Source organism: Pseudoalteromonas sp. NH0006-46 (genome assembly GCF_057547735.1).
Genome location: NZ_BAAJML010000001.1, coordinates 182,442 through 208,230, shown reverse-complemented (window position 1 = coordinate 208,230; position 25,789 = coordinate 182,442). Strand labels below are relative to the sequence as shown.

The following is a 25,789-nucleotide window of genomic DNA, read 5'->3' as shown; positions in this document are numbered from 1 at the left end:
GTTTTAAGCTAACCTAAACTTTAATCCTTTAACAGTACCCGTATTTTTTTAAGCTTTTGGTGATCAAGCTCGCCCATTTGTTCGCTGTTGCTTAGCGCATAAATAACGCCTTCGTGTTCAGCGCAATCAACATCTTCTCGTGACTCAATCACATTAGCCCAAAGTTCTAAGTCATCTAGGTCTATTTCACCGCTTAAACAGCGTTCAATTACATCAACTAACACATCTGTTTTTAATGTATATAAGGGGGCTTGATCATATGCAGGCGTTGATACAATAACCGATATTGCATCATCTCTTTGCACTGAAAACGTAATAAATTCTGCTAACGCTTTTTGTATATTCATAATATTTGTTATTCTTGGCGCTCTACTGTTGATAAGAACTAAAATGACTCAAACAAACTGCAGCCAATGTAATACCGCGCTTAACTGTAATGTAAATAATATAACCGCATGTTGGTGTAACCAACTCCCCGCTATTTTACCCCTAGACGCAACAGCAACAAGCTGTTTGTGCAAACCATGTACGCTAAATAAAATTAGTCACTACCTTGAAGAGCTTTATACCCAACCAATTAAAGATCAAATTGCGTTTGCGAAAGCATTTAGAGGAAACGATAACTTAATTGAAGAACTCGACTACACCATGCAAAATGGCTACATGGTATTTAGTAAATGGTTTTTTTTAAAGCGAGGAACCTGTTGTAAAAATGGCTGTAAAAACTGCCCGTATGGATACAAACTGTAAAAAGTTTCAAAGTGAATAAAACATTATTATCACCACAGAGAAGACAAGGAGCAGTGCTGGAGAAGTGATTTTAAAACCAATCAACCGTTACGCTCTACTCAGTGTAGCGCGCAGAGCCTCGGTGTTCTCGGTGGTAATTAAATGATATTAAGTAATACAACAAAAAGGGACTTATTCAACACAGAGAAGACAAGGAGTAGTGCAGGAGAAGATACTAGAAAATAGTATGTTTCCTTTGTGTAGCGCGCAGCGCCTCGGTGTTCTCGGTGGTAATAAACATTTAAAGTTACCCACACGTAGGCGTGAAGCTTGCTAACACAAAAGGTTGTTAACGTAACTATGTATAAATTAAACGCGCCAGCAAGCAAGGCGCCTACACAAATTGCTTGTTATGGTATTTTCGCTTATACATCTTTGGTTATCGGCAATGAATCACTTGCGCCCCATTCACTCCAAGAGCCGTCATAAACACTTAAGTTTTTGTAGCCACATTCATCAGCAAATAAAGCTAAAACACACGCCGTAATACCAGAGCCACAACTAAATTGAAGATGCTGTGCATTGCCTACAGCGTACGCAAATTTTGCTTTTATATCCTCAAAAGATTTTGCTTCACCATCAGATAATAAATCCAAAAAAGGCAATGAACGACTTTGGGGTATATGCCCACTTCGCATACCCTCTCGAGGTTCGCTCTCTTCACCAGTAAAGCGTTTATAGGCACGCGCATCTAACAATACCGTATTGGTATCGTCTATTGCTGCTAATACTTGCTGGCTGCCAATAAAGTAGCTTGGGTTATAACTTGCTTCAAAATTACCACACATTAAAGCCTCACTATAAGCTTGCTGCACTGCATAGCCGCAAGCTAACCACTTTTTAAGGCCGCCACTTAATACTTTTACATTGTGGTGCCCCATGGCTTTTAGCATCCACCACGCTCTTGCAGCACTAAATAAGCCTTCATCTTCATAAACAACAATAAACGAATCGTGGTTTACGCCCGCCTGCTGCATAATCTGTGTAAACTGCTGTGCATTACACATTGTGCTTGGTAGCAGGTTTGACTTATCTGCCAGCTCATTTTTTATGTCAAACCGCTTTGCGTTTGGTAGCATAGCTTCAGGCTTATAAGAGCCTAAAACACCAGGGCGCAGCATACCCGCATCAAACAAAACTAGAGCTGAGTCATTTAGTCTTTTGTGTAATTGTTGGCAGGTTATTAGATTTTTGATTTGATACCCTTTTAATAATGAGGCTTATGAGGTTTGGAGCATTAATCAAAATAGTGCTGTACAATCGCTCTTATAAGTTTTTATGAGGGGTTACGAACTACTTCAATTATTTCCGTGGTTGAAATAGAAGGTGTTCTAGTTAAGTATTTTACGTCACATAACGTCTTAAAGTTATCGAATTTACCAGCCCAATCGTCCCCCATAACTAACAAATCTGCATCATGTTGTTTTATATAATCGCCTTTGAGCTCAAGGGAATGCTCTATAAAAATTTCATCAACACAGCGTAAAGAACTAATTATTTTAACCCTATCGCTTTCACTGTAGACAGGAGCTCTACCCTTTTTTTGCATATTGAGTGCATCTGATGATATGCCAACAATTAAATAATCACCTAAAGATTTAGCGCGTTCTAAAATATTAATATGGCCGACATGAACAATATCAAAGGTACCAAATGTAATAACTCGTTTCATTCATAACTCTCTAAGTAATTAACTATACGCTCAGCGCAATTGCCATCTATTTTGCCTGCAAGCTGCTCTATGATTTTTTTTCGGTTAAATCTGAACTCTTCAGATTCCGAGCAACACAATTGAACTGCAGATACCACATCGCTGAATTGTTCAGCCCTTTGACAAATTTTGTGAAAATAATTTATGTCCTCATCAAGCCGTGCCTTAAAACGATAAGAAAATATGCCTCTATAATTCCATCGCAACTTGTAAAAGTCACACCATACAACAGGTTTATCCAGAGCTGCAAACTCAAATATAGCAGATGACGCGTCTGATAACATTATGTCCGCAATGGCTAAAAAAGGCGTTAAGTTAAATTCGCTTTCGCTTGTTAAATAAACATTATTATATTTTTGCCAACGCATGATTTTATTTTTTTGTTTTTTATAACGAGGTTTAGACAAGCTAAAAAAGTGCGGTTTTATAATGATATTATAATCGGGAAAATACTCTGGAAAGTCATCGTTCATACACTCAATAGAGCTAGGATAAAAAGTGGGGGCATATAAAAGTGTTGGCTTATTTTCATCTAAACCCAACCTAGCCAAATCAATTTTTTCGACTGAGTTATTAATAATTGGATCTAATTTCGCATAGCCAGTATCAACAAAATTACCATATGGGTATAAGTTTTCTAACCGTTTTAAACGATGCCCACCTTCGACAAAGCGAACAGTAGTCGTTGTGTTTGATACATCGTAGTAGCAGCTTTTTGGACCTATGCCATGCTGCATTAATACACTTTTATTATTGAGCTTATCAACGTCTAAAAATGCATTACCAAATACAACCCAATCACACTCAACACCCTGATAGAAATCTAATGTATTTGATTTATCTTCCAACCAAATTGCTTTTATTGAATGTTCAACAGCGAATGTCTCGCAAATATCTATAAATTGTTTTTCTTGAGATCTATAAAATACTAATGCGCATTGATGACCTCTATGTGATAATTTTTCAATTACAGGTATATATTGAGGTAAATAATAAATATGCTGGACGTCGAAATATACAAACATGAAAAATATACAATAAAGTAACAATATTGTTCATTGTACATAACTAATGGCTTGTATTGTAGGTAAACAGAAAATAATGTTTATCCACTATATGTTAATAATATCGGCTCTTAATGGCGCCATTTTTGACAAAATTTTATTCTGGATAGGGTGAGAAATATTTTGCTCATTCATGGCATTCACTAATAAATCAACAACATGATTAAAATCTTTTTCTGTTATGTTCATCCCGGTGTGTATGTCTACCATTGAATCACCAACATAACTATATTTACACGGGCCATCGGTAAGCATGCACATATGTAAAATAAAACCTTGACGAAAATGCGCTATATTTGCGTGCTCAAAGTAGTGAAATACTTGTTCGTCATTGCCTATTTGATTAATAAAGCTATCAATTAGTTTTTCTATGCCGGCGTTGCCACCGACTTGGTAATATAAAGTAGGTGGCGCTTTATTTGCACAGCCCATTAAAATACCAACACATAAAATCCCAACTGCAATTAACTTCATTACCAATACCCTGTTACAGATAAATACCAACCCGTTTGATCGTCTGCGCCTGCAATACGTCCTAAATCTAAATACGCAGCTGTTACACTGATGTTTTTGTTAGGCATCCAGGCAACAAAAACATCGTTCCAATCCTGCTCGCCCAAGTTTAAATTATTTGCCTTTTGACGATACTCAATACCCACTGCCAATTCGCGACTTAAAAATACCGCGGTGCTACCTTCAAATAAAAACTTGCTCTGTGCATTTGCACCACCAAAGCCTAATAAGCCAAGCTCATTCGCTTCGCTATAGCGTGTTGTTACGTTCCAAAACCAGTTATAACCTGCAAGTGCACCTAAGTGAAGCTTACTGGCAGCTAAGTAATAATCTGTACCGCTGGTATCCTCTGCGCCAACAAGTTTGGCTACGGTGCCGTCATCTAGCGACTTATGTTGGATACCTAAACTTAATTGCGGCCATTGGCTGTAAACAATATCACCGTATAAACGTATTTTTGCACTGGTAATAGATTGCTCTATTTCTGTGTTAAGCGCAGGTACGTCAAACTGCTGAATTGCGTAACTTAGCTCCACTCGATTAAATAAGTTTAATTGCGCACCACATACATTTAATGCGTAGTCGCTTACATCGGCTCGACTACAAAAACCATTTACCGAAAATTCATCTTCGCTCGCATACCCGGCAAGCTGAGCCCAAGGCACAATGCCGCCGCCGCCGCTACCTTCAATTTGTGATACGCCAGGTGTTGCTAATAATTTCCCGCTGCTTGCAAAAATAGGCAAACTTATTAGCAATAAAACACAGGCAAATAAAAACCTAATTTTTAACATAGTATTCTTCTAGCCATTGTTCTAGTAACTCTGCTTTTAAAGGCCGACTCAAGTAGTAACCTTGCGCATGGTCGCATTGCATTGTTTTGAGTAAAGCTAACGACTCTTCGGTTTCTACTCCTTCAGCCACCACTGAAAAACCTAATTGATGCCCCAGTGTAATTGACGATTGCACTATAAATTGATCTTTTTGCGAGGCATCTAGTTTTAAAATAAAACACTTATCGAGCTTAAGTTCATCAATAGGCAGCATTTTTAAACGCCCCAACGATGTTTGCCCTACCCCGTAATCGTCAAGCGATATTTTAACGCCAATTTGCTTTAAATCTTTAAGCGCTTTTATGCCCTTTTCTTCGTTTTCTATCATGTCGCGCTCAGTTAATTCAATAGTGATTAACCTTGCATCCACATTATGCTTTTTAAGCGTCGCCACCAGCGCGGCATGAAACCCCGGAAACGCAATATCCTGAGCAGATACGTTTATAGCTGCTTGCAGCTCAATGCCCTTCGACTTCCAATCGGCAACTTGCGCAACAACGGTATTAATTACCCACGCAGTTAGCTCAACAATAAGCCCTGAACGCTCAGCTAAATCAATAAACAACTCAGGGTTAACCCAGCTACCATTTTTACGTTGCCAACGAATAAGTGACTCAACCTTGTCTATTTTTTGGGTTTGCATATGCAACTTAGGTTGGTATGTCATAAACAGCTGACCATCGTCATCGTTAATCGCTTGTTTTAATTCATCAAGCATAATTAAACGATCTAAATGGGCCTCGTCTTCGCCATCTTGGTAATAATGTATATGATTTTGATTATTTGCCGCATTTTCTACGGCAATAAGTACTCGCCTTACCAAGTCGTCACTGGCGGTTCCTTGAGATGGGTACTGCAATACCCCGGTACTAAACTGTAAGTTAATTTTTAACGCTTGAATGGTATAACACTCTTGTAGCCTAGCAATTAACCCCTCTATTCCACATTTTTTCTCGCTAACCGCGGTGCTTGGAAATACCGTTAAAAACTCATCGCCGCCAATACGCGCATGCATTCCACCGAACTCATCCGAAAACTCACTAATTCTGCATGCTACAGTTTTTATACACTCATCGCCAATACGTGGGTCCAGCTTATCGTTTATATGTCGTAAACCCTTTATGTCTATTGCTACAAGCGTATATTGGGTGGATTCGCTTAATTCGTTGTCTAGCACTTCTAACATTGCAGAACGATTATAAAAGCCAGTTAACGCATCGTGACGCGCCTGAAAACTAATTTGTTGTTCACGCTTGTTAATGTCGTTACCCATGTTGTCGAACGCGGTTACTAAGGTCGTTATTTCTGTGCTTTGCTTTTTACCTTTAAACTCAAAGTTATAATTACCTTGTGCAAACTGCTTTGCAATCACAACCAACTGAGAAAGCGGCGTTGTTAAGTTGTTAGCCAATAAGCTACTGGTAACAACACCCACAAACATCGTTAAGATAGACAAAATGATAAGAGTAAAAAATAGCTTTTCAAAATCGCTATAGCTTTGTGTTAAATCGGCACTTAACAAAATAATAATGGGATGGGTCGCTAAAGACGCTAAATTAATATCTCGGTTTTGGTAAACTGGGTACTCACCAAATATTCTTGTAGTGGTCGTGTTGTTAAAATAACTCACCGGTTCAAATGGCGTTGGGCGCGCATCTAGCGAGCTAATAACTAAGTTGTCGGCACTGCCTACAAAACTAACGTCCATGCCTGTTAGGCTTTTAAGCTCGCTTGCAACACTGTCGTCTATTTTAAAGCCCACTAAACTGTAAGCTATGGTTCTTGGGGCTTTTACAGGTAGTAAAATAACCTGGTAAAGCTCATTGTTTAACACTACAAATGTGGATTGCTCTTGTGCGTTAAATAGCTCTGTGAGTAAAGGGCGCAAGTCGTCTTCAAAGGCTCCCTGCTCTAAATTTGATGAAATTAGCTGACCCGATAAATCTATAAGCAACATTAATTGCGCGTCTATCCGTTGGCTGTGGTTATACAAAACACTGCTTATTGTATCGGCATCGCGTGTTGCAACCGCTTGCTTAAAACCAAAATCGGCGGTGAGTACCTTAGCTGCAGTTAACAATAAGCTTTCTTTTGAGGTTAAATATTGCTTATAAACGTTTTGCGCAACACTTATATCTTGCTCTACTTTTTGTTCTTGAAACTGACTTGTTGACCACCAAAAACTAGCAACACTCACCAGCGTTGTTAATAACACTAGTCCTACGCAAAGTATGGTAATTCGGTTTTTTAAACTATGCGTCATTACCAGCCTTAAATTTGCTGCCAAAAGTGTTTCTTGGTGCGGGTGTAGATGTGTTTACAGTAACGGTATGTTTATTTTTAGCATTCAATTTAATAATTATTTTATTCTCCAATGGTGCGGTTTGCAAAGCGTGCCATACGCTCAACTCAATTGGTAATTGGTTATTTGGCAAGGTCACTTTGCCCTGCTTGTTTGTTTTGTAAACATGCTTACTACCTGCCACATATATATAGCCAACCATAGAATCGTGAATATTACACCCTAATACAACCACGCCTTGATTATCAAAAGTAATCGGTGCTTTGGGTTGGCCTGAATATAACTTTAGCTGGAAAGGCTTAGCTTGCGAGAAAGAATACACATGATGGCGAATATTATCGCTGTTTGGAAAATCAACTTGTTGCCCTTTTTGTACTATTAAAAGTTCAGGCATAAACTGTTTATGAACTTGGTCCATAGTGGCCAATGGAAGGTTTGATTGAGCTAATTGCTCGGCGTTAAAGTGTAGCTCAACAACGGTATTCTCTAATTTATTACCGTGCTGATCTTCTATTACCAACTCCAGTGCAGCGGCGTTAGAAAAGTAACCAAAAAACAACCCCATGGCTAAAAAACGGCAACTTTTAGTTATTTTTTGCAAACCACGTTCAAACATAACACCACCTAACTATTAACGTTAGGTTAAGGTAATTAATTAAAGGGGTTAATTGCAAGGAATATAGCCCAGTAACTAAAAATAAAAATAAGCTACTGGGATTTTCAATACTAAATCATGACTATTTTACAATTAAGCCATAATCAGCATCTAAAATAGAAATAACCTCTTGGCGCGGATCCTCAGGAATAGTAATTGCTTCACCAACAATTTTGCTAGCAATGCCCACATAAGTATTAGACACTTCAAGCATAACTGATTCAGGTAAAATATACTCCTTTGCTAATTTTTCGCGCTCAGCCATGCGATCTTTATTTAGTAATACATCGCTTTCTGGCACATTATTAATTAACAGCTGGCGAAAGCCTTCTTTAGAGTTTTCAACAATGTTACCTTCTCGGTATGCGGCACCATCCCAAATGCGCGACGAATCGGGTGTACCTACTTCATCAATATAAATGAGTTGTTGTGCGCCATTTAAATCTTCTACGTAACCAAATTCAAATTTAGTGTCTACAAAAATTTGGTCAAGCTTGGCAAGCTCTTTACTAATTAAGCCAAAACCCTCTACTAACAGCTTTTCGTATTTAGCTACGTCGTCTGCCGACTTAAAATTAAACACATCTAAGTTGTTAGTTATATTTTCGCGGGTAATGTTTACATCGTCTACTGGCGGGATATCGGCAACGCCTTCAATAATGCCTTTCGTTGACGGGGTGATTAGTACGTTTTCTAATTTTTGGTTCGCGTTTAAGCCCTCAGGCAACTCTATACCGCAAAAGTTACGTGTCCCTTTAGCGTAATCACGCCACATACTACCGGTAATATATTGGCGCGCTATCGCCTCTACCTTAACTGTGCTTGCTTTACGTACTATCCATACATACGGGTGTGGAATATCAACAATATGATTACCAGCAAGGCCTGCCTCATCAAATAACCTAAACCAATAAGATGCAACCGTATTAAGCGCTATACCCTTACCTGGCACACCATTTAAACCGTTTTCACCTTGCCAAATACAATCAAACGCAGAAATACGGTCCGAAATAACCATAATAGCCAGCTCGGTACCTGCGGGTACTTTGTACTCTTTTTCTTTGATGAGTCGCGCGCTGTCTTCGTCTGTTAGCCAATAAACTGAACGGACTTTACCACTGTGTACTTCACCTTTGGTTCGAATGGGTAAATCATCGTTTACGTCTAAAACTTTATAGCTAGTCATGCTATCTCCGGGGTTAGGGATGCTCTATGAGCAAAGTATGGTATGGGGTTATGTGCGGTATGATAATCCAGCCAACTTCAAAGCTCAATCGTGGGCTAAAAACTAAATAGCCTGAACTTTGCTTGAGAGATTCACCAAGAATATTTATATGGCTGTCACAATCGGGTAAACTGGCTATGCTAACGAGTCGAGGAGCTAGCTTGAAATACCTAACCACCACCAAAAATAAAAAGTACTTAATGTATATATCTCAAAATTATTCATACGCAATTTTGAGACCTATTCAGGCGGCCATATTAGCGAATGGAGGGCAAGTGCGCTGGTTTTTACAAGGTAGTTCAGTAAACCCTAACTTTTTAACACCCGATGAAATACGCCTTAATTCAATAGACGATATTCACAACTGGAAACCCGACGCTACATTCGCACCGGCCAATTTGATTCCTACGTTTTTTCCGGGGATTAAAGTCGGTGTGTTTCATGGTTTTGACGCCGGAAAACTTGATAAAAAAGGCAACAACGACCATCTAAAAGCAAGGGGCTGCTTTGATCTTTACTGCACGCAAGGCCCAAATACCACAGCGCCATTTAAAGCCTTACAAAAAAAGCTGGGGTATTTTAAAGTAACCGAAACAGGCTGGCCAACGCTCGACCGTTTATTTACCAGTGAATTGCAAACACCTTACACCAGTAAAACAGACACGCGCCCTACACTTTTAATTTGTTCTACTTTTTCAAAACGTTTATCACTTGCACCTAAACTTTACGAGCAAATAAAACACTTTAGCGAAACAGGAAAGTGGCGCATATTAATGCAGTTTCATCCTAAAATGCCGCTTGAACTTGTTAATAAATACAAAGCGCTGAGTAATCAAAACTTAACGTTTATTGAAACAGACGACGTAGTCCCCTTGTTAAAGTCGGCCGATGTAATGCTATGTGATACCTCATCGGTACTTTTAATGTTTATAGTGCAACGCAAGCCGGTTGTGACCTTTTGTAATAACGCCCCAGACAAACACTTACTAAACGTAACAGATCCAAATAAGCTAGAAGACGCGATAGACCTTGCTTTTACTTACCCTAAAACATTGATGCAAAATATAGAAAGCTATTGCCAACAGCTGCACCCTTACACAGACGCTAAGTCAAGTGAGCGAGTAGTCGCTGCAACCAATGAGTTTTTACTGAGTGACGATAAACTAAAACCTAAGCCGTTTAATATTATTAGGCAGTTTAAAACACGCAAAAATCTTAATTATTGGAAATGGTAAACCAAACAATGATAAGCCTTAATAACGTTACTTTTAAATGGCATAAAAACGATGAAACGCCCACGCTAACTATTAGCAAATTAAATATAGAAAAAGGCCAACACGTTTTTTTACATGGCCCAAGTGGTTCGGGTAAATCAACGCTACTTGCCTTATTGGCCGGTATAAATACAGCCACCAGCGGCAATGTCACGTTACTAAACCACACCTTAAATACCCTAAGTAACACCCAGCGAGATATATTTAGAGCTGACCACATTGGTATTATTTTTCAAAACTTTAACTTACTCCCTTACTTATCGCCTATTGAAAACGTAGTACTGGGCTGCCAATTTTCAAAAAAGCGCCAACAAAAAGCATTAAGCCACTCAACTACTTTAAATGATGAGGCTACCCGGCTATTAAACGCACTGGGCTTAACCGAGCAATGCCATACTAAAAATGTGGCAGAACTAAGCATTGGCCAACAACAACGTGTAGCTGCCGCACGCGCATTTATTGGTAACCCTGAAATTATAATTGCCGACGAGCCAACCTCAGCCCTTGACACACAAAACCGCGAAAGCTTTATTAACTTATTGTTTGCGCAAGCGAGCAATGCAAACAGCACACTCATATTTGTAAGTCACGACGAAAATTTAAAACCGCTATTTAATCGCTCAATCGACTTAGTAAGCTTGCAGGGGGCATTATGATCCTTACAAAATTGGCCTTTAAAAGCTTATTAAATAGGCGTGCAAGTGTTGTTTTAACGCTGTTTACCATTGCCGTAAGCGTTATGTTATTGCTAAGTATTGAACGTATTAGAGTTGATGCTAAAAGTAGTTTTAGCAATACTATTTCGGGCACCGATTTAATTGTAGGAGCACGCACCGGCGATATTCAATTACTGCTTTCATCGGTATTTAGAATTGGCCACACCAATAATGGCGTAAGCTGGCAAAGCTACAAATACATAACAAGCCAACGCGGGGTAAAGTGGAGCATTCCCATTAGCCTTGGCGACAGCCACAAAGGCCAAGCTGTTTTAGGTACATCACCCGATTACTTTACCCATTACCGCTTTGCTAAAAAACAACACTTAAGTTTTAGTGCAGGCAACCCTTTTAGCACTATTCACGGTGTGGTATTGGGTAGCGAGGTAGCAACAAAACTAGGCTACAAACTGGGCGATAGCATTGTAATATCCCATGGTATGGGCAATACCAGTTTTCATCATCATAACGACAACCCATTTGAAGTAGTCGGCATTTTAAATCCAACAGGCACACCGGTCGATAAAACACTGCACATACCGCTTGCCGCTATTGATTTAATTCATGGCGGTAACGCAAGCCATGAGCACGATGAGCACGATGAGCACGATGAGCACGATGAGCACGATGAGCACGATGAGCACGATGAGCACGATGAGCACGATGAGCATAACAACTTAATTGGCCACCCAAAACAAATCACTGCATTTTTAATGGGATTTGATTCGCCTTTATACACGCTACAAATTAGGCGCAACATAAATCAGTACAAGCCAGAGGCCTTATTAGCCATTATGCCAACCGTTATGCTAAAAGACTTATGGGAAATGCTCGCCATTGTTGAAAAAATGCTGCTACTTTTCTCCTTTGTTGTTGTGCTAATAAGCCTGCTTGGTATGCTAACCACGTTGCTTGCAAACCTTAATCAACGCCGTCGCGAACTTGCTATACTGCGCTCAGTTGGCGCAAGGCCTTGGCAGCTATTTACACTTATAAGTATGGAGTCGTTGCTTACAACGTTTTTAGGGTGCGTGGTTGGATGTGCATTATTTTATTGCACCCTGCTTTTAGGAGCCGACTACCTACAAAGCCATGCCGGCATTAGTGTAAATATAGCCATGCTTTCACGCTATGAACTCACCCTTTTAGGAGTTATTATGGCGGCGGGTTTTATTATTGGCTTAATACCAGCCACTCGTGCTTACTTTTACTCACTCAGCGACGGCATGAGTATAAAAACATAATTTTCAGGAATTTTATGACACTTTTTAAAACAGCTTTTAATACCTTATGTGTATTAAGCTTAGCTATTATCACCTTTACAAGTAATGCTAATCCACCCAAAGAAATTTTTTGGGAAGACTTAATCCCTAAAGGTCATGTGCAAATTGATACCCAAGCGCAAGCGAACCACGAAGGCAGCGATCAAAACTGGGTTCAACCCGATTTAGATGCCCCCGTAGTAAAAGAGTTAAACGGGCAATCGGTTAGCTTACCCGGCTTTGTTGTACCACTCGAGGGCGATAGCGAAGTAATCACCGAATTTTTACTAGTACCGTATTTTGGCGCCTGCATACATGTACCACCGCCACCACCTAACCAACTTGTGCATGTAACTATAAAAGGCGGCGTACCAATCGAAAGCCTTTACGATGCCATTGTCGTCACCGGTATTATTACAACAGAAACCTGGTCAGGCGAATTAGCGCAGGTAGGTTACAAAATGAAAGCAGTCGGCGTAGCGCCGTTTGAGCTTTGAAAAAGTTTTCAGTTTTCAGTTTTCAGTTTTCAGTTTTCAGTTTTCAGTTTTCAGTTTTCAGTGCGAAGAATGAATAGCTAAACACTCTAAGGTTAACTGTTATCAAACTTATTTTTAAGGCTTGTTAACATGGCAGCTAATTCTTTTGTTTCTGTTATCCATTGTTGGCTTGTTGACTTATTTAGGTAACCTATTTCTGTGCCTATGTATATCTGCGTTCTAGCTTCTGCAAGAGAAGCCCTAGCTATATCTATAAATCTACTTTTCTCTTTATAACTTTCTCTACACACACCTTCTGCGATATTACTGGGTACTGAAAGGCCTGAGCGTGTTAATTGATCTCTAAACCCATAGTCTTTTATATCTGCTGTAAACCTGTAAATATCTACACTGAGACGTGCAGATCGTTTCCATACATCTAAATTTCAAAATTCATTAGTCTTACTTTTGTTCATAACATTTTTACTAGCTTAGTTTTAAATATATAAATAACAAATAGCTAACTAAATTCGCCTAAAATAAATCTAAAATTTATTAATAACTGACATCTAATCACTAATATCTAAAAACTTCTATCTGATAATTAGCCACTAACCACTAACCACTAACCACTGACAACTGACAACTGACTTCTAATAACTGATAACTAAAAACTGGCAACTAAATGCAGCCTTAAAGCTTTTCTAAAACATGCTCTGCGCGGCTTACTGTAAACTCTTTACCTGCTTCTACAAATAGCCCAGTAACAACCGCGTTATCTACAATCATTGCGTAACGTGAAGAGCGAATACCACCAAAGCCTGCGGTGTCTTTTTCAAGCCCAAGTGCTTTGGTAAAGCTTGCATCACCATCGGCCAGCATTAAAATTTCTTCAGCGTTTTGCGAGTCGCCCCATGCTTTCATTACAAATGCATCGTTAACCGACACACAATAAATAGCATCAACCCCTTTTGCTTTAATTTTATCGGCAAGCGTAATAAATTCAGGTAAATGCGCATTTGAACACGTTGGCGTAAACGCCCCAGGCACAGCAAATAAAACCACTTTTTTGCCATCAAACAACTCTTTATTAGTTAGCGTTTGCATACCTTCGCTTGTCAGCTGCGTAAGTGTAACCTCTGGTAAGTTTTGGCCTTGCTCAATCATGATGAATCCTTAAAAAATATAAATAACGAATAGCCCATAGCATAGTGGACTTTGCTAATAGGCGCAGCTTTATTATTAAAAGCATAAATACAAATTTTTTACACAATATAAATTAAAATACGAGTTGGAATGCTCATTTACACACTGTACAGCGGCTAATTTACTGTAGGGGCCTTGCTTGCTAGCGCGTTTAATTTACATATGGTCACATTAACAACCTTTTGCGCAAGCAAGCTTCACCCCTACGTTAAGATAATTTAGGGATTTAATTACCACCGAGAGCACCGAAGCGCTGCGCGCTACACTGAGAAGAGCGCAACGGTTGATTGGTTTTAAAATCACTTCTCCTGCACTGCTCCTTGTCTTCTCTGTGGTGATAATAATGTCTTATTCACTTTATCAACTAGGTACGGCGCCCAAGTTACAAAACAAATTTGACCACCGAGCGCACCGAAGCGCTGCGCGCTACACTGAGAAGAGCTTAATACAATGAATTGGTATTAAAATCAATTTCCCTGCACTGCTCCTTATCTTCTCTGTGGTGATAATAATATTTTATTTACTTTACCATTTAGGTAAAAAGTTTAACCACAAAACAATTTCTACCACCGAGCGCACTGATGCGCTGCGCGCTACACTGAGGAAACATACTATTTTCTAGTGTCTACTGCTGCACTGCTCCTTGTCTTCTCTGTGGTGAATAAGTCACTTTTGTAAATAACGCTCATCAATACAAACCTTAATGGCTATCCTGATAACTGCCGCCAACTTAAACTGAAAACTAACATCTATAATTGCCAAATAATATCTAGAAACTTCAACCTTATAACTAGCAACTTAAAACCACTTCCTATAAACGCTTTTTTCTTTCTTACTAACGTATTTATTGCTAACCTCGCATTAACGTATTTACTTACTATAAAAATTGGCAAACGGAATAATTATGCTCAAAAAAACATCGTTACTTATAGCATTAGCATTAAGTGCAAACGCTTTAGCAAAGGGAGGCGTATCGCCATATTTACCTTTAAACCAAGCACCAGAGTTAGAGCATAATGTAGAGCGCCTTTTAGCAGTAAGTAAAAATACCCACATTATGAGCAGACCTTATAAAGCGCACGATATATACAACGTACTGCAAACCATTAGGCATAGTTACCCAGAGCTTTACCAAACTCTGTCGTACCAAATAAGCCCGTATATACAAAGTGATGCAGGCACATTTGCTAAAGCAACCCTTGCTGCTGGTACAAAAAACAAAACACTACCCAACCAACGTGGGCAAACAACTAAAACTAACTTAATTGTTGAAGGTGGCGCTTACGCTAACTTTGGCCGTTACTTTGGTGTAAGCGTGGCAGGCATTGCAAACGAAAACGAAATACTCCCAACCCAAAGTTTTATTTACCTCGGTAATAAATACGCACAGCTCGATATAGGCTACCGAGAACATTGGTATTCGCCTTTTAACGACAGCGCCATGCTATTGAGCACACACGCTAAAACAACGCCGTCACTTACCATAAGTAATGTTGAACCAATAACTAACTTTAACATTCGGTACGATATGTTTATTAGTAAAATGACCGAGCAGCGTGGAATTTTAGAAGGGACAAAACAGAAAGGAGTTACTCGTGAATACAAACCAGGTAAACCTTATTTATTTGGCTTTCATACCAGCTTTGCTGCTACCGATAATTTAACTATTGGTTTAAGTCGCTTAATGCAATTTGGTGGTGGTCCGCGCAGCGTAACATTAAAAGGTTTTGCCGAAGGTTTTTTTGACCCTAGCGGAAAAGATAATATAACACGTGCTGATGCCGAAGAGGTTGATGCAAACTTTGAACTTGGCGATCAGTTAGGTTCAATTACTTTTGAATACAATAACAGCCTATTTGACCTACCGTATGAGCTTTATGGTGAAGTTGCGCTTGAAGATACACTTGGTGGCGGTTCACGTAATAACGCTTATAGTTTTGGGCTTTATTTTCCCTTTATTGCAAACAATCACAGCCTACGTTTTGAACACAGTAATTGGCAGTTAGGCTGGTATGCAAATAGTATATACCAAGATGGAAATCGCAACTCTGGTAACGTAATTGGCCACTGGGGTGGAGACGAGCACAGCTATACAGACTATACCCCAGCAAAATCGATGAGTATTAACTGGCATTGGCAACTTAGCGTTAAAGAGGGCTTAAATACAACGTTACGTGGCCTTACAAATAAACGAGATGGTTACAATACAAGTTACGAACTCCAAACAGCTTATACACGTAAATTAAACAAACCTATTTGGGGCGCTAAAAGCCTAGGCGCTGAGCTTTACCTAGGTAAAGATGTGTATGGCGAAGCATTTTCAAGAATCGCTTTCTCCGCTAACTTTTAAATTCGAAAGCGCGAGTCTATTTCGCGCTTTCAAAAGCGATATAATACCTATCCAAAACTATACTTCCTAAATACCAGCAGAGTACCCAAACTTGTTTTTGTAGGCGCGTTGCTTGCTGGCGGGTTTAGTATACACATATTTTATTAACAATTTTCGCGTGAGCAAGCTTCACGCCTACGTGTGGGTAACTTTAAATGTTTAATTACCACCGAGAACACTGAGGCGCTGCGCGCTATACAGAAGGAACATACTATTTTCTAGTATCTTCTCCTTTACTTCCCCATGTCTTCTCTGTGGTGATAATAATATTTTTATTTACTTTATAAATCAGGTACAAACCTAACCACAAAACAATTTCTACCACCGAGGCGCTGCGCGCTACACTGAAAAGAGCGCAATACAATACACTTTCTTTAAAATGACTTCTCCTGCACTGCTCCTTGTCTTCTCTGTGGTGATAATAATGTTTTATTCACTTTATTAACCAAATACAAAACTTGTCTAAAAAACAAAAAAACCGTGTTTAAATTAAACACGGTTTTATAATTTCAAAATAACTAAAGTTATTTTTACAAATTAACCACATTGTTAGGTGTTGGTGTGCTTTCACCATTAACTAATGTATTTAAATGCTGTGCAAATTCTTTACCCAGCTTTTCATCACGCATACCATATTCAACAATCGCCTTTAAATAGCCTAGCTTGTCGCCACAGTCGTGCGCGAGGCCACTCATATGAAATGCCTCAACCGTTTCTTGCGCCATTAACGCATCAATCGAGTCGGTTAATTGTATTTCGCCACCAGCACCCACAGGTGTTTTTGCCAATAATGGCCATATATTTTTACTTAATACATAACGGCCAACTACAGCAAGGTTTGAAGGCGCAACATCAACATCCGGCTTTTCAACCATAGTTTTAATTTTAGCGCTTTCGCCAGGAGCTAACTGCACACCATTAATATCGGCAATACCGTACTTACTTACATCATCAATAGCCACAGGCTCAAGCATAATTTGGCTTGCTTGAGTCTCATTAAAACGTGCAATCATAGCGGCTAGGTTTTCTGTTTTTTGGTTTGCTGTGTAAGCATCAAGTATTACATCGGGTAGCACAACTACAAAATCGTCACTCCCTACAATAGGCTTTGCACACAAAATAGCATGCCCTAAGCCTTTAGCCTCACCTTGGCGAACATGCATAATGGTTACATCACTTGGACAAATAGAACGCACTTCTTCAAGCAGTGTACGTTTAACACGTTTTTCAAGTGTTGCTTCAAGCTCGTAACTGGTATCAAAATGGTTTTCAATCGCGTTTTTAGAGCTATGGGTAACTAATACAACCTCTTTAATGCCTGCAGCTACACATTCATTAACAATGTACTGAATAAGTGGCTTATCAACAATTGGGAGCATTTCTTTAGGGATTGCTTTGGTCATGGGTAGCATTCGCGTGCCAAGGCCAGCAACAGGAATTACAGCTTTCATGAGTAGTCCTTTATTTTTTAAATTAATTATTTTTAAACTAACAGATTAAATGTAGATGAGGGATGAACGAGATAAAACCCCGAACAAACTTATCGGGGTTAGGTCACTGAACAAACAGCTGTTATTTAATTAATCACTACCAAATAAATCACGCGTATATACTTTATCTGCAATATCGCTTAGCTCCTCAACCATTCGGTTAGAAACCACAACGTCAGATATTTGCTTAAACTCATTTAAGTCTTTAATCACACGTGAATTATAAAATTCACTTTCTTTAAGCACAGGTTCAAACACAACAACCTCAACACCTTTGGCTTTAATGCGCTTCATAATGCCTTGAATAGACGACGCTCTGAAGTTATCAGATCCCGTTTTCATTACCAAGCGGTATACGCCCACTACTTTAGGATTGTGCTTTAAAATAGACTTAGCAATAAAGTCTTTTCGGGTTGTGTTTGCATCTACAATTGCGCCAATAATATTGTTTGGTACGTCTTGGTAGTTAGCACGAAGTTGCTTAGTGTCTTTTGGTAAGCAGTAGCCGCCATACCCAAACGACGGGTTGTTATAATGGTTACCAATACGTGGGTCTAACCCAACGCCTTGTATAATTTGCTTGCTGTTTAAACCGTGTGCTTCTGCGTAGCTATCAAGCTCATTAAAATACGCAACGCGCATAGCTAGGTAAGTGTTAGAAAATAACTTAATGGCTTCAGCTTCAGTTGAGTCAGTAAATAGCACTTCAACATCTTGCTTAATAGCACCTTGCTTAAGTAAGTTTGCAAATACAGTAGCGCGCTCACTTTGCTCGCCTACAACAATGCGTGACGGGTGTAAGTTATCGTAAAGGGCTTTGCCTTCACGTAAAAACTCAGGGGAAAATATTAAGTTTTCAGCATTCAACTGCTTTTTAATATCAGCTGTAAAGCCAACAGGTATAGTCGACTTAATCACCATAACTGCATCAGGGTTATGCGCCATAGCATCTTTAATTACGGCTTCAACCGAGCTGGTATTAAAGTAATTATTTTCAACATCGTAATCAGTTGGCGTTGCTATAATTACGTAATCAGCATTTTTATAAGCGGCTACTTTGTCGGTAGTGGCTGTAAAATTTAATTCACTGCGCGTTAAAAATTCGCTAATTTCAGTATCAACAATAGGCGATTGTTTATTATTGAGTAATGCTATTTTTTGCTCGTCAATATCAAGTGCAACCACTTCGTTATGTTGCGATAAAAGCATAGCATTTGAAAGACCTACATAGCCTGTACCAACCACGGCAATCTTCATTTTATCATCCATTTAAAATAAAAAATGAAACTCATTAACTTCATATAAATTAAGAGTCATAAATATCATCTATTATACATATCGGTTATTATTATCACAGTAAGAAATACAATAAAACACCTCTAAAGATTGATAAAAATAATGTTAAACTTAATCCATAAACAATTTTACTATTCAAGAGGTTAATTTGGCTACAGAATACTGTTCAGATATAGACTTTAAAGCATTTACCGAAATGGGCTGGTACGTCAGCGACAAAATACTTCCTGAAAAACTAATTAACAATGCAAAAAATTCAATTAATGAATTTTACCAAGGTAAAGTTGATTTTAAATTAAACACAACAGCACCAATCGCTAATGATCCAGAAGATAACAATTCAGCATTAAGAAATAACGAGTTGGTTACTCTTCAAAAAAAAGCATTCGCCGATTTAGCTTTTCATCCCAGTGTATTGTCTCGAGTAGCAAACTTACTTGATACTACAGAAGTACGTTTATTTGCTGATTCTTTAATAAACAAAAAGCCACAACTCAAAAATAGTAAGGGAATTGTAGGGTGGCATACAGACAAAGCTTACTGGCCAACATGCTCTTCTAATCAACTATTAACAGCCTGGATACCTTTACAAGATGTAACAGTTGAGATGGGGCCGCTTGAATTAATTAGCAAAAGCAATCACTGGCAGCATAGCCAAGAATTAAAATCCCTATTTGGATTTAACAAAACTGACTTAAAAGAGTTACATGCTAAAGCTTCAGAGCTTGGGTACCCTGTAGAAAAAAAATTGATGACAATTAAAGCAGGTCAAGTAAGTTTTCACCATTGCGATACTATTCATTGTAGTACCCCTAATGTCAGTAATAAAAATAGATTGGCATTAGCGGTCCACTTCCAAGGTAAAGCAAACCATTATCAGCCAGCTTTCAAACAAAATGGTGAAAAAATAAAAATAAGCTACGATGAGCTTTGCAAAAAAGACAGCCATGGCAACCCTGATTATCATGACCCTGATATCTTTCCTCTTCTTTGGAAAGATGGAAAAAAAGTAATTTAAATTTTATTACTTAGCTTATAAAGCTAAGCAATGAACTAATCAAAAAAAGCTACCTGACTTGATATATTTTCGCGTATTTTCAGCCCCGCAATGCATGAGTACATCAATGATAGAGGTATACTTATGCTCTCCCCGAATTGCATGAATATCATCTAAGCCAGCTCTAAAAAATAATAGCTCTAAATTGTGCTTACTAAATGTGGGCTTACTATAAAGCTCAGCCCCCCCTTCAGGGTTACAATAAGTGACACAATCATAATAATCACATAAACCAATGACCCTTTGGGTAGAGACTGGTAAATCAAAACTTTGATTTAAGTTATCTTCAATAAGCTTTAAATCTTTTTTTTCAATCAAAATGGGGGTTGTGATTTGTAAAAAGTCACACAAACCAATAATTATTTCAGAATTATATTCATGTAAATTATTTGAACGAGTCAAAATTAACTGCTCCAAGTATTCAAAACATTCTTCAAAATACGGAGCTTTGGAGTATATATTTCTAACTTGCCTCACTAGCTTATTTTTCCATTGCGAATCTACTAACTCAATATCTATGATACGTGAGTTAGAAGATGCTTTTTTGACAAACACTCTTATATCTTCTTGCCTATCAGCATTATCTACTAATGTATTTCGCGTTATGAAGCTCTTTTTTCTAAAAGTAACATTGCCATATAAAACAAATTTATCAACCTTATCTATTAACTGAAAATAGCCTAGATATGGAAAAAAGTAAGGCTGCATAATTGCAAGTTTATTACTCAAAACAGTACCTCTGAATTATTTATTATTAAACCTAATTCGCAGCAAATGCCGGTTTGGGTCAACAAATTTAGTTCTGCCATGTAACATTGTTTTGTTGTTAATAAACAAACATTCATTATTTTCTAGGTAGGTATATATAACTTTTTTAGAATCAAAAATAGTATTTTTAAGAAATTTAAAAATATCTACTTGTTTTTTTGTACATAATGTTGGGTCTATGGCTAATGCTCTTTCAATTGCATCAAGGCGAAAACGCATTTTACCATCTTTTAATATGTACCCAAATGTAAACTCTGGAGGGCCTTGCAAATTTATTTTAAAGACATCAGGAACTATATAGGGGTATTTGCTATCCTTCAGAAAACTTATAACCTCACGCCCTTCAACAGAATCATTTAAATCATTAACAATATCTTCAACTTTAAGAAAGAAAGACTCCCCCCCCTTGCATAATGCTTTTTCTACGCAATATAAAGCAAAGTGATCTTCAGGCCTTTCACTGTATTGAGAGTCAGTATGTAATTCAGCTTCATCAGCATGCTCAGAGAAAGTGTTTACTACACTTTCACTTTGCCTTGACTTAATATCCCAAATAGGCGTGTTATGGCTATTATGAGAAGTAACAGTCCCAACAGCACCACACAGATTCAATAAAGCTGTTTTCAGTTCATCTATATTTACTTTATCTTTATATAAATGCTGAACAATAACATAGCCAATACTATTGATTTCGTGCCTTATTTTATCAGCTAACTCTTCTAAGTGAACGTATTCAGAAGCCACAATCCTACTCATTAAAATACCTTTATATTTTTAAGTTTATTATATTTTTGCTCTGCAAACTTATTCAAAGTTATGCTAGCAAATTTTCTGTGGTCAACTTTATTACTAACAGGGAAAGAGGACGTCCTAAAGTCAGCAAAACCAAAGTTATACTGATCATAAAATAGCAAAGTACCCGTTATATAGTCGTCATAACAATTTTCTTTAATATTTCCACTAACAGTACTTTGTTCAATCCATTGTTGAAGCACAAATTCATGAATGTCCTCACGCTCAAATAACATTTCCCAATCACTCTGTGAAGTAACAACACCTGCAAAAACAGCCTCACTTTTACCTAAAGCACGATGTTTTAAAATCCAATTGTTTTTATCTGATTTAGCTCTACACCAAACATTCTTAGATTGGGTGTAACCAAAAGTGGGTATGACCACCGACTCAAAAAAAGAAAGTTCTTCGTCGTTCAAAGCATTTTTCTGCAGGGTCTCATCACAAATCACACTAAAAAAGCGCTTATCATGAACTAAAAAAATAGTCCTAAAATCATTTAAAATATCTGATTCCGCTAAAGCTTTATGCACCTCATGGTCAAGAGCTAAGAGCTCGTTAATACTAAACTCATTAATTATAAAAAAATCTTTTAAGTCGTCGTACTTTTGATTAATTTCTGAAACGGTCCTAACTTCGATCGGTAATGATGCTTGTTCAAAAACAGGTAAAAAGAATTTGGATTCATTACGATCTTCTGAATCTTTCAATAAAAGGATACGACCTTTGCGTTGAATTTTCGCGCTAATATAAGGCAAAAAATCATCATAAGGTTTATGCATATCATCTTCATCAATATTTGCCTTGCTACACTGTGCATGTAGCTCAAATACCTTATTTATAAAAAAACCATTAAGCGCAAACCTACAAGTAATTTCAATCGGCCTAAACCTATTTTCACTATCAAAAACAAAGTCTGTCCTAAACGTACCCGGGAGGAATGGTTTGTGCTGCCAGCAGCTAAGAACTTTTAAAGCATCGGCACTTAGGGGCATTAAATGGGCATATTTTGCATAGTTATTTACAAAGTAGGTAATTAACTTATAAAAAGCGCTATGCAACTTATTGGTTTCATTAAACTTATCGTTAGAGATAATTAAGGGAGAATCAAACATCCACTCCTGAAAATATTCTAACTTCGCAGCAGCGTGGTCATTTAAAGATGTTTCTAAATTATTAAACATTATTGCCAAAAAATTAATTGTTATAACAAAATTATATAACACGCTTTAAGCTTAAAAAAGATAAAATATAAACAGCTAAGGGAAAACAACTGCTAATCTGACGCACTAATTATGGTTGAGTTACTCTTCTGCAGATACATAGCATTTACTTTTTCGGATTAAATAAACATTATTGTAACAATTCAAAAAAACCGCTTAATCTTTGCCCACAGTGCTTTTGTAAGCCTAATCAAAGTCAAACGAGTCAAAAGCTCTTTTAGAACTAATATAAACGAAGCGTACCTTAAAGAAAGTGAAAAAAGTTTAGCCTCAAAGTAAGTGGCCAACGCTACATTTTGAACCCTTCCATAATAATGATATGCCCAATAAAAAGTATTTAGCGTAGCTAATTGCTGCTGCTTTTTAGAGCGAGACGACCAAACTCCTTGGCTATGGACGCGATAATAGGCAGGCTTAATATCGGCATGGTGATGACTACCTCCAAATTGGCCAAGTAAAATAAGTAAAAAAGCATCACCGTTAATAACGCGCCCACGTTCTAACGCTTTTGGAAATGGCTTATTTCTAAAAAGCCACGTTCCTGTTAGCAACCAAGCAAGTCCTTTTTGCATGTCTAAAGCACTAAAGTCTCGTTGATACTGCTTAGGAAGTTTACTATGTGATTTAACCTGATTGTTTTCATCAATAATTTTAGCGTCATGTCCTGAAATGAAAACAGTGGGGTGTTCATCTAAATACTGAGCTTGAATAGCCAGTTTATTTTCATCCCCCCAATAGTCGTCGCCTTCACAAATAGCTATATATTCACCAGTGCACGAGGGTAATACTAAATCATATAATGCTTTACTTTGGCTATATTGGTTTTCATGTTGCAATATAAGCTTAATTTTATCAGGGTACTGCAATTGATACTGCTTAATAATTGCTACTGTTGAATCACTAGAGGCATCATCATGAATCACTATTTCATAATCAAAACTAACATTCTGCATTAAAATAGAGTCAATCGCTTGAGCAATAAACTTTTCATGATTAAACGTCAACACAGCGACGCTCACTTTTATATTTTGGACAAAAGAAGTCATTTAAAAATCTAAGTAATGTTGGAAATAGGTTTAGCAGGTACCCCACCATAAACCATATCAGATTCAATATAAGCTTTAGAAAGAATAGAATTAGCAGCCAATAAAGATCCTGTAGGCAAATTAGACCCCGCAACTAAAGTGCAATTTGCTCCAATCCAGCAACCAGAGCCAACTTCTACAGGACTGGCTTTTGACTTACCATACCTAAAAGAGCCATTTAAACGAGTATGGTTTCCAGATACAATTACGCTACTAAAGCCAATCATAACCTCATCATTCAATTTGACCGACTCAATAGCGTTTATAACAACAAATGGTGCTAGATATACATTATTCCCAACGCTTAATTTTTCAAGGTTCCTAATAATCGTAGAAGCAGAAACCTGAAAGTCCTTACCAGCTTTTGGCATTGCTAAGCTATAAAGCTTTCCTCTAAACCTCATAATAAATGGAATATCAGGCAGTAAAAGTAACATTGCTCTCACCCACCAAGCATAAAGTAATAAAAGTTTATGTTTCATATATCATTGGCTCGATAAAAGGGTACGTAAAACATTAACCCAGTAAGATTGGATGGATTTTTCTGACATATTTTTGGCGCCTGCTTGTATTTTTTCATACAAAGCATCATCTGATAACAAAGTGTCAATATGGGCTTTTAATTGAGCCTGATCACCAGGTGAAAAAATTAAGCCATTGACTTCATTTATTACAAATGCTCTAACACCACCAACATTTGCAACAATCACAGGCTTGTGATAAGACCACCCCTCCATAATAACTCTCGGGAAACCCTCATAATAATTATTAGAAGGGACTACGACTGCATCACATTGACTATAAAGCTGACTCAGTTCGCTGTGGGGTAATTGGCCAGTAAACTCAATATATTCATCCATAGCCAACGAAGCAACCAACCCTTTCGCCGCATCTAATTCAGGGCCTCCGCCTACAATTTTTACATTGACCCGCCCTGAAAACTCAGAAACAACCCGAATTAAATCAAAGACGCCTTTGTCTTCAACAATCCGGCCAACAAAAAGTAAAGATAAACTCGATACCCTTGGCTTTTCAGTTACAAAAAGCTGAGGCTCTTTTGCCATAACATCGACAAATTGATGAGTATTTTTGGGTGAATATTTTAAACTAAACTCTTCAAGTGCATTGCCTGTACAAACGTTGATTGTATTTTTATTTTTGCAAATTTGCGCTAGCTTTCTTCGAATAAATCGAGACAATAAATAGCCGATGGCCTTTTCAGGTAGGCTGTATTTTGCATCACGCCACGTATTTGATGCATCTGCACACATGTGATGAATTACTTTTTCCCCCGCAGCCAACGCCCTAAGGCCAAATACAATACTGCCTATAGAAGGGGTGCGAATCCAAAAATATTCGCCTGAGTGCTTTTTAATAACCGCATCGGCAGTGCTTTGGTAGCGTTTTAAGTAACCCCGCTCTAAAATTGCTTTTAATGCAAACTCTTTCGTTGAACTATATGAGGGGAATGAGTAAAACTGCTCTGCTGCCACCTCTGTGCTAAAGTCAGTAGGCGTAGTATTTACTTCATAAGATGGCGAACAAACATATACGTTGTCCATGCCAATTGCATCTTGTAAAAATGCAGCAGAAGTAGGTTTAGCATAACATCGCCCACTGTATGTTTGAAATGTTTCACCCACAAAAGCGATTATTTTCATTT

26 protein-coding genes are annotated in these 25,789 nt (G+C 38.0%); 7 read left to right on the top strand and 19 right to left on the bottom strand.

Features of this window, described 5'->3' with window-relative positions:
- Positions 1–20: 20 nt before the first annotated feature.
- Positions 21–347 carry a hypothetical protein gene (locus AC27I2_RS00870; protein WP_138529532.1) on the bottom strand — a complete coding sequence of 109 codons (327 nt, stop codon included), beginning with the start codon at positions 345–347 and terminating at the stop codon, positions 21–23.
- 43 nt (positions 348–390) lie between these two features.
- Between AC27I2_RS00870 and AC27I2_RS00865 the strand changes: the two genes are divergently transcribed.
- Positions 391–750: a DUF5522 domain-containing protein gene (locus tag AC27I2_RS00865; RefSeq protein ID WP_138529530.1), complete on the top strand. Its 360-nt coding sequence runs from the start codon at positions 391–393 to the stop codon at positions 748–750.
- 404 nt (positions 751–1,154) lie between these two features.
- On the opposite strand, the gene AC27I2_RS00860 is transcribed toward AC27I2_RS00865, so the two are convergent.
- From AC27I2_RS00860 to AC27I2_RS00825, 8 genes are all read right to left on the bottom strand, one after another.
- On the bottom strand, positions 1,155–1,985 hold the full coding sequence (locus AC27I2_RS00860) for a sulfurtransferase (RefSeq protein WP_487203591.1): 831 nt from the start codon (positions 1,983–1,985) through the stop codon (positions 1,155–1,157).
- Between the two features lie 80 nt (positions 1,986–2,065).
- A complete protein-coding gene (locus tag AC27I2_RS00855) occupies positions 2,066–2,461 on the bottom strand; it encodes an FAD synthase family protein (RefSeq protein ID WP_487203266.1) in 396 nt (131 codons plus the stop codon).
- Complete coding sequence (locus tag AC27I2_RS00850) at positions 2,458–3,525, bottom strand: CDP-glycerol glycerophosphotransferase family protein (RefSeq protein WP_487203265.1); 1,068 nt, start codon at positions 3,523–3,525, stop codon at positions 2,458–2,460. The genes AC27I2_RS00855 and AC27I2_RS00850 overlap by 4 nt, the downstream gene beginning before the upstream one ends.
- Positions 3,526–3,612: 87 nt before the next feature.
- Positions 3,613–4,038: a group I truncated hemoglobin gene (locus tag AC27I2_RS00845; protein ID WP_487203264.1), complete on the bottom strand. Its 426-nt coding sequence runs from the start codon at positions 4,036–4,038 to the stop codon at positions 3,613–3,615.
- Positions 4,038–4,871, bottom strand: coding sequence for a DUF3034 family protein (locus AC27I2_RS00840; RefSeq protein WP_487203263.1), 834 nt, complete (start codon positions 4,869–4,871; stop codon positions 4,038–4,040). Before AC27I2_RS00840 ends, AC27I2_RS00845 begins: the two co-directional genes overlap by 1 nt.
- Positions 4,858–7,173 carry a bifunctional diguanylate cyclase/phosphodiesterase gene (locus AC27I2_RS00835; RefSeq protein WP_487203262.1) on the bottom strand — a complete coding sequence of 772 codons (2,316 nt, stop codon included), beginning with the start codon at positions 7,171–7,173 and terminating at the stop codon, positions 4,858–4,860. The genes AC27I2_RS00840 and AC27I2_RS00835 overlap by 14 nt, the downstream gene beginning before the upstream one ends.
- Complete coding sequence (locus AC27I2_RS00830) at positions 7,163–7,828, bottom strand: methylamine utilization protein (RefSeq protein WP_487203261.1); 666 nt, start codon at positions 7,826–7,828, stop codon at positions 7,163–7,165. The genes AC27I2_RS00835 and AC27I2_RS00830 overlap by 11 nt, the downstream gene beginning before the upstream one ends.
- Before the next feature lie 121 nt (positions 7,829–7,949).
- Positions 7,950–9,053 carry a phosphoribosylaminoimidazolesuccinocarboxamide synthase gene (locus tag AC27I2_RS00825; protein ID WP_058403295.1) on the bottom strand — a complete coding sequence of 368 codons (1,104 nt, stop codon included), beginning with the start codon at positions 9,051–9,053 and terminating at the stop codon, positions 7,950–7,952.
- A 200-nt stretch (positions 9,054–9,253) separates the two neighbouring features.
- On the opposite strand from AC27I2_RS00825, the gene AC27I2_RS00820 reads away from it, so the two are divergent.
- From AC27I2_RS00820 to AC27I2_RS00805, 4 genes are read left to right on the top strand one after another with little or no spacing between them, the layout of a single operon-like run.
- Complete coding sequence (locus tag AC27I2_RS00820; protein WP_487203260.1) at positions 9,254–10,327, top strand: CDP-glycerol glycerophosphotransferase family protein; 1,074 nt, start codon at positions 9,254–9,256, stop codon at positions 10,325–10,327.
- Between the two features lie 8 nt (positions 10,328–10,335).
- Positions 10,336–11,022 carry an ABC transporter ATP-binding protein gene (locus AC27I2_RS00815; RefSeq protein WP_487203259.1) on the top strand — a complete coding sequence of 229 codons (687 nt, stop codon included), beginning with the start codon at positions 10,336–10,338 and terminating at the stop codon, positions 11,020–11,022.
- Positions 11,019–12,326 (top strand): ABC transporter permease, encoded by a 1,308-nt coding sequence (locus AC27I2_RS00810; protein ID WP_487203258.1) that lies wholly within the window; start codon positions 11,019–11,021, stop codon positions 12,324–12,326. The genes AC27I2_RS00815 and AC27I2_RS00810 overlap by 4 nt, the downstream gene beginning before the upstream one ends.
- Before the next feature lie 14 nt (positions 12,327–12,340).
- A complete protein-coding gene (locus AC27I2_RS00805) occupies positions 12,341–12,841 on the top strand; it encodes a DUF3299 domain-containing protein (protein WP_487203257.1) in 501 nt (166 codons plus the stop codon).
- Positions 12,842–12,933: 92 nt separating this feature from the next.
- Here AC27I2_RS00805 and AC27I2_RS00800 read toward each other — a convergent pair whose 3' ends face one another.
- Positions 12,934–13,224: a four helix bundle protein gene (locus AC27I2_RS00800; protein WP_487203590.1), complete on the bottom strand. Its 291-nt coding sequence runs from the start codon at positions 13,222–13,224 to the stop codon at positions 12,934–12,936.
- 289 nt (positions 13,225–13,513) lie between these two features.
- Entirely contained in the window at positions 13,514–13,987 is a 474-nt protein-coding gene (locus AC27I2_RS00795; RefSeq protein ID WP_487203256.1) for a redoxin family protein, read from the bottom strand.
- A 943-nt stretch (positions 13,988–14,930) separates the two neighbouring features.
- On the opposite strand from AC27I2_RS00795, the gene AC27I2_RS00790 reads away from it, so the two are divergent.
- Positions 14,931–16,376, top strand: a complete 1,446-nt coding sequence (locus AC27I2_RS00790) for a capsule assembly Wzi family protein (protein WP_487203255.1) — start codon at positions 14,931–14,933, stop codon at positions 16,374–16,376.
- A gap of 569 nt (positions 16,377–16,945) precedes the next feature.
- Here the strand turns inward: AC27I2_RS00790 and galU are convergent.
- Positions 16,946–17,866: a UTP--glucose-1-phosphate uridylyltransferase GalU gene (galU, locus tag AC27I2_RS00785; protein ID WP_487203254.1), complete on the bottom strand. Its 921-nt coding sequence runs from the start codon at positions 17,864–17,866 to the stop codon at positions 16,946–16,948.
- A gap of 129 nt (positions 17,867–17,995) precedes the next feature.
- Positions 17,996–19,162 (bottom strand): nucleotide sugar dehydrogenase, encoded by a 1,167-nt coding sequence (locus tag AC27I2_RS00780; protein WP_487203253.1) that lies wholly within the window; start codon positions 19,160–19,162, stop codon positions 17,996–17,998.
- 187 nt (positions 19,163–19,349) lie between these two features.
- Here AC27I2_RS00780 and AC27I2_RS00775 point away from each other — a divergent pair, with 187 nt between their 5' ends.
- The gene (locus tag AC27I2_RS00775; protein WP_487203252.1) at positions 19,350–20,219 is read left to right on the top strand and encodes a phytanoyl-CoA dioxygenase family protein; all 870 of its coding nucleotides are present in this window, start codon (positions 19,350–19,352) and stop codon (positions 20,217–20,219) included.
- Between the two features lie 39 nt (positions 20,220–20,258).
- On the opposite strand, the gene AC27I2_RS00770 is transcribed toward AC27I2_RS00775, so the two are convergent.
- From AC27I2_RS00770 to AC27I2_RS00745, 6 genes are all read right to left on the bottom strand, one after another.
- Positions 20,259–20,987: a WbqC family protein gene (locus AC27I2_RS00770; RefSeq protein WP_487203251.1), complete on the bottom strand. Its 729-nt coding sequence runs from the start codon at positions 20,985–20,987 to the stop codon at positions 20,259–20,261.
- Positions 20,988–21,002: 15 nt separating this feature from the next.
- Positions 21,003–21,770 (bottom strand): TauD/TfdA family dioxygenase, encoded by a 768-nt coding sequence (locus AC27I2_RS00765; RefSeq protein ID WP_487203250.1) that lies wholly within the window; start codon positions 21,768–21,770, stop codon positions 21,003–21,005.
- An 11-nt stretch (positions 21,771–21,781) separates the two neighbouring features.
- Positions 21,782–23,002 carry a hypothetical protein gene (locus AC27I2_RS00760; protein WP_487203249.1) on the bottom strand — a complete coding sequence of 407 codons (1,221 nt, stop codon included), beginning with the start codon at positions 23,000–23,002 and terminating at the stop codon, positions 21,782–21,784.
- Positions 23,003–23,184: 182 nt separating this feature from the next.
- Positions 23,185–24,087: a glycosyltransferase gene (locus tag AC27I2_RS00755; protein ID WP_487203248.1), complete on the bottom strand. Its 903-nt coding sequence runs from the start codon at positions 24,085–24,087 to the stop codon at positions 23,185–23,187.
- Between the two features lie 8 nt (positions 24,088–24,095).
- Positions 24,096–24,608: an acyltransferase gene (locus AC27I2_RS00750; protein ID WP_487203247.1), complete on the bottom strand. Its 513-nt coding sequence runs from the start codon at positions 24,606–24,608 to the stop codon at positions 24,096–24,098.
- Positions 24,609–24,611: 3 nt separating this feature from the next.
- Positions 24,612–25,787: a glycosyltransferase family 4 protein gene (locus tag AC27I2_RS00745; RefSeq protein ID WP_487203246.1), complete on the bottom strand. Its 1,176-nt coding sequence runs from the start codon at positions 25,785–25,787 to the stop codon at positions 24,612–24,614.
- Between the last annotated feature and the right edge of the window lie 2 nt (positions 25,788–25,789).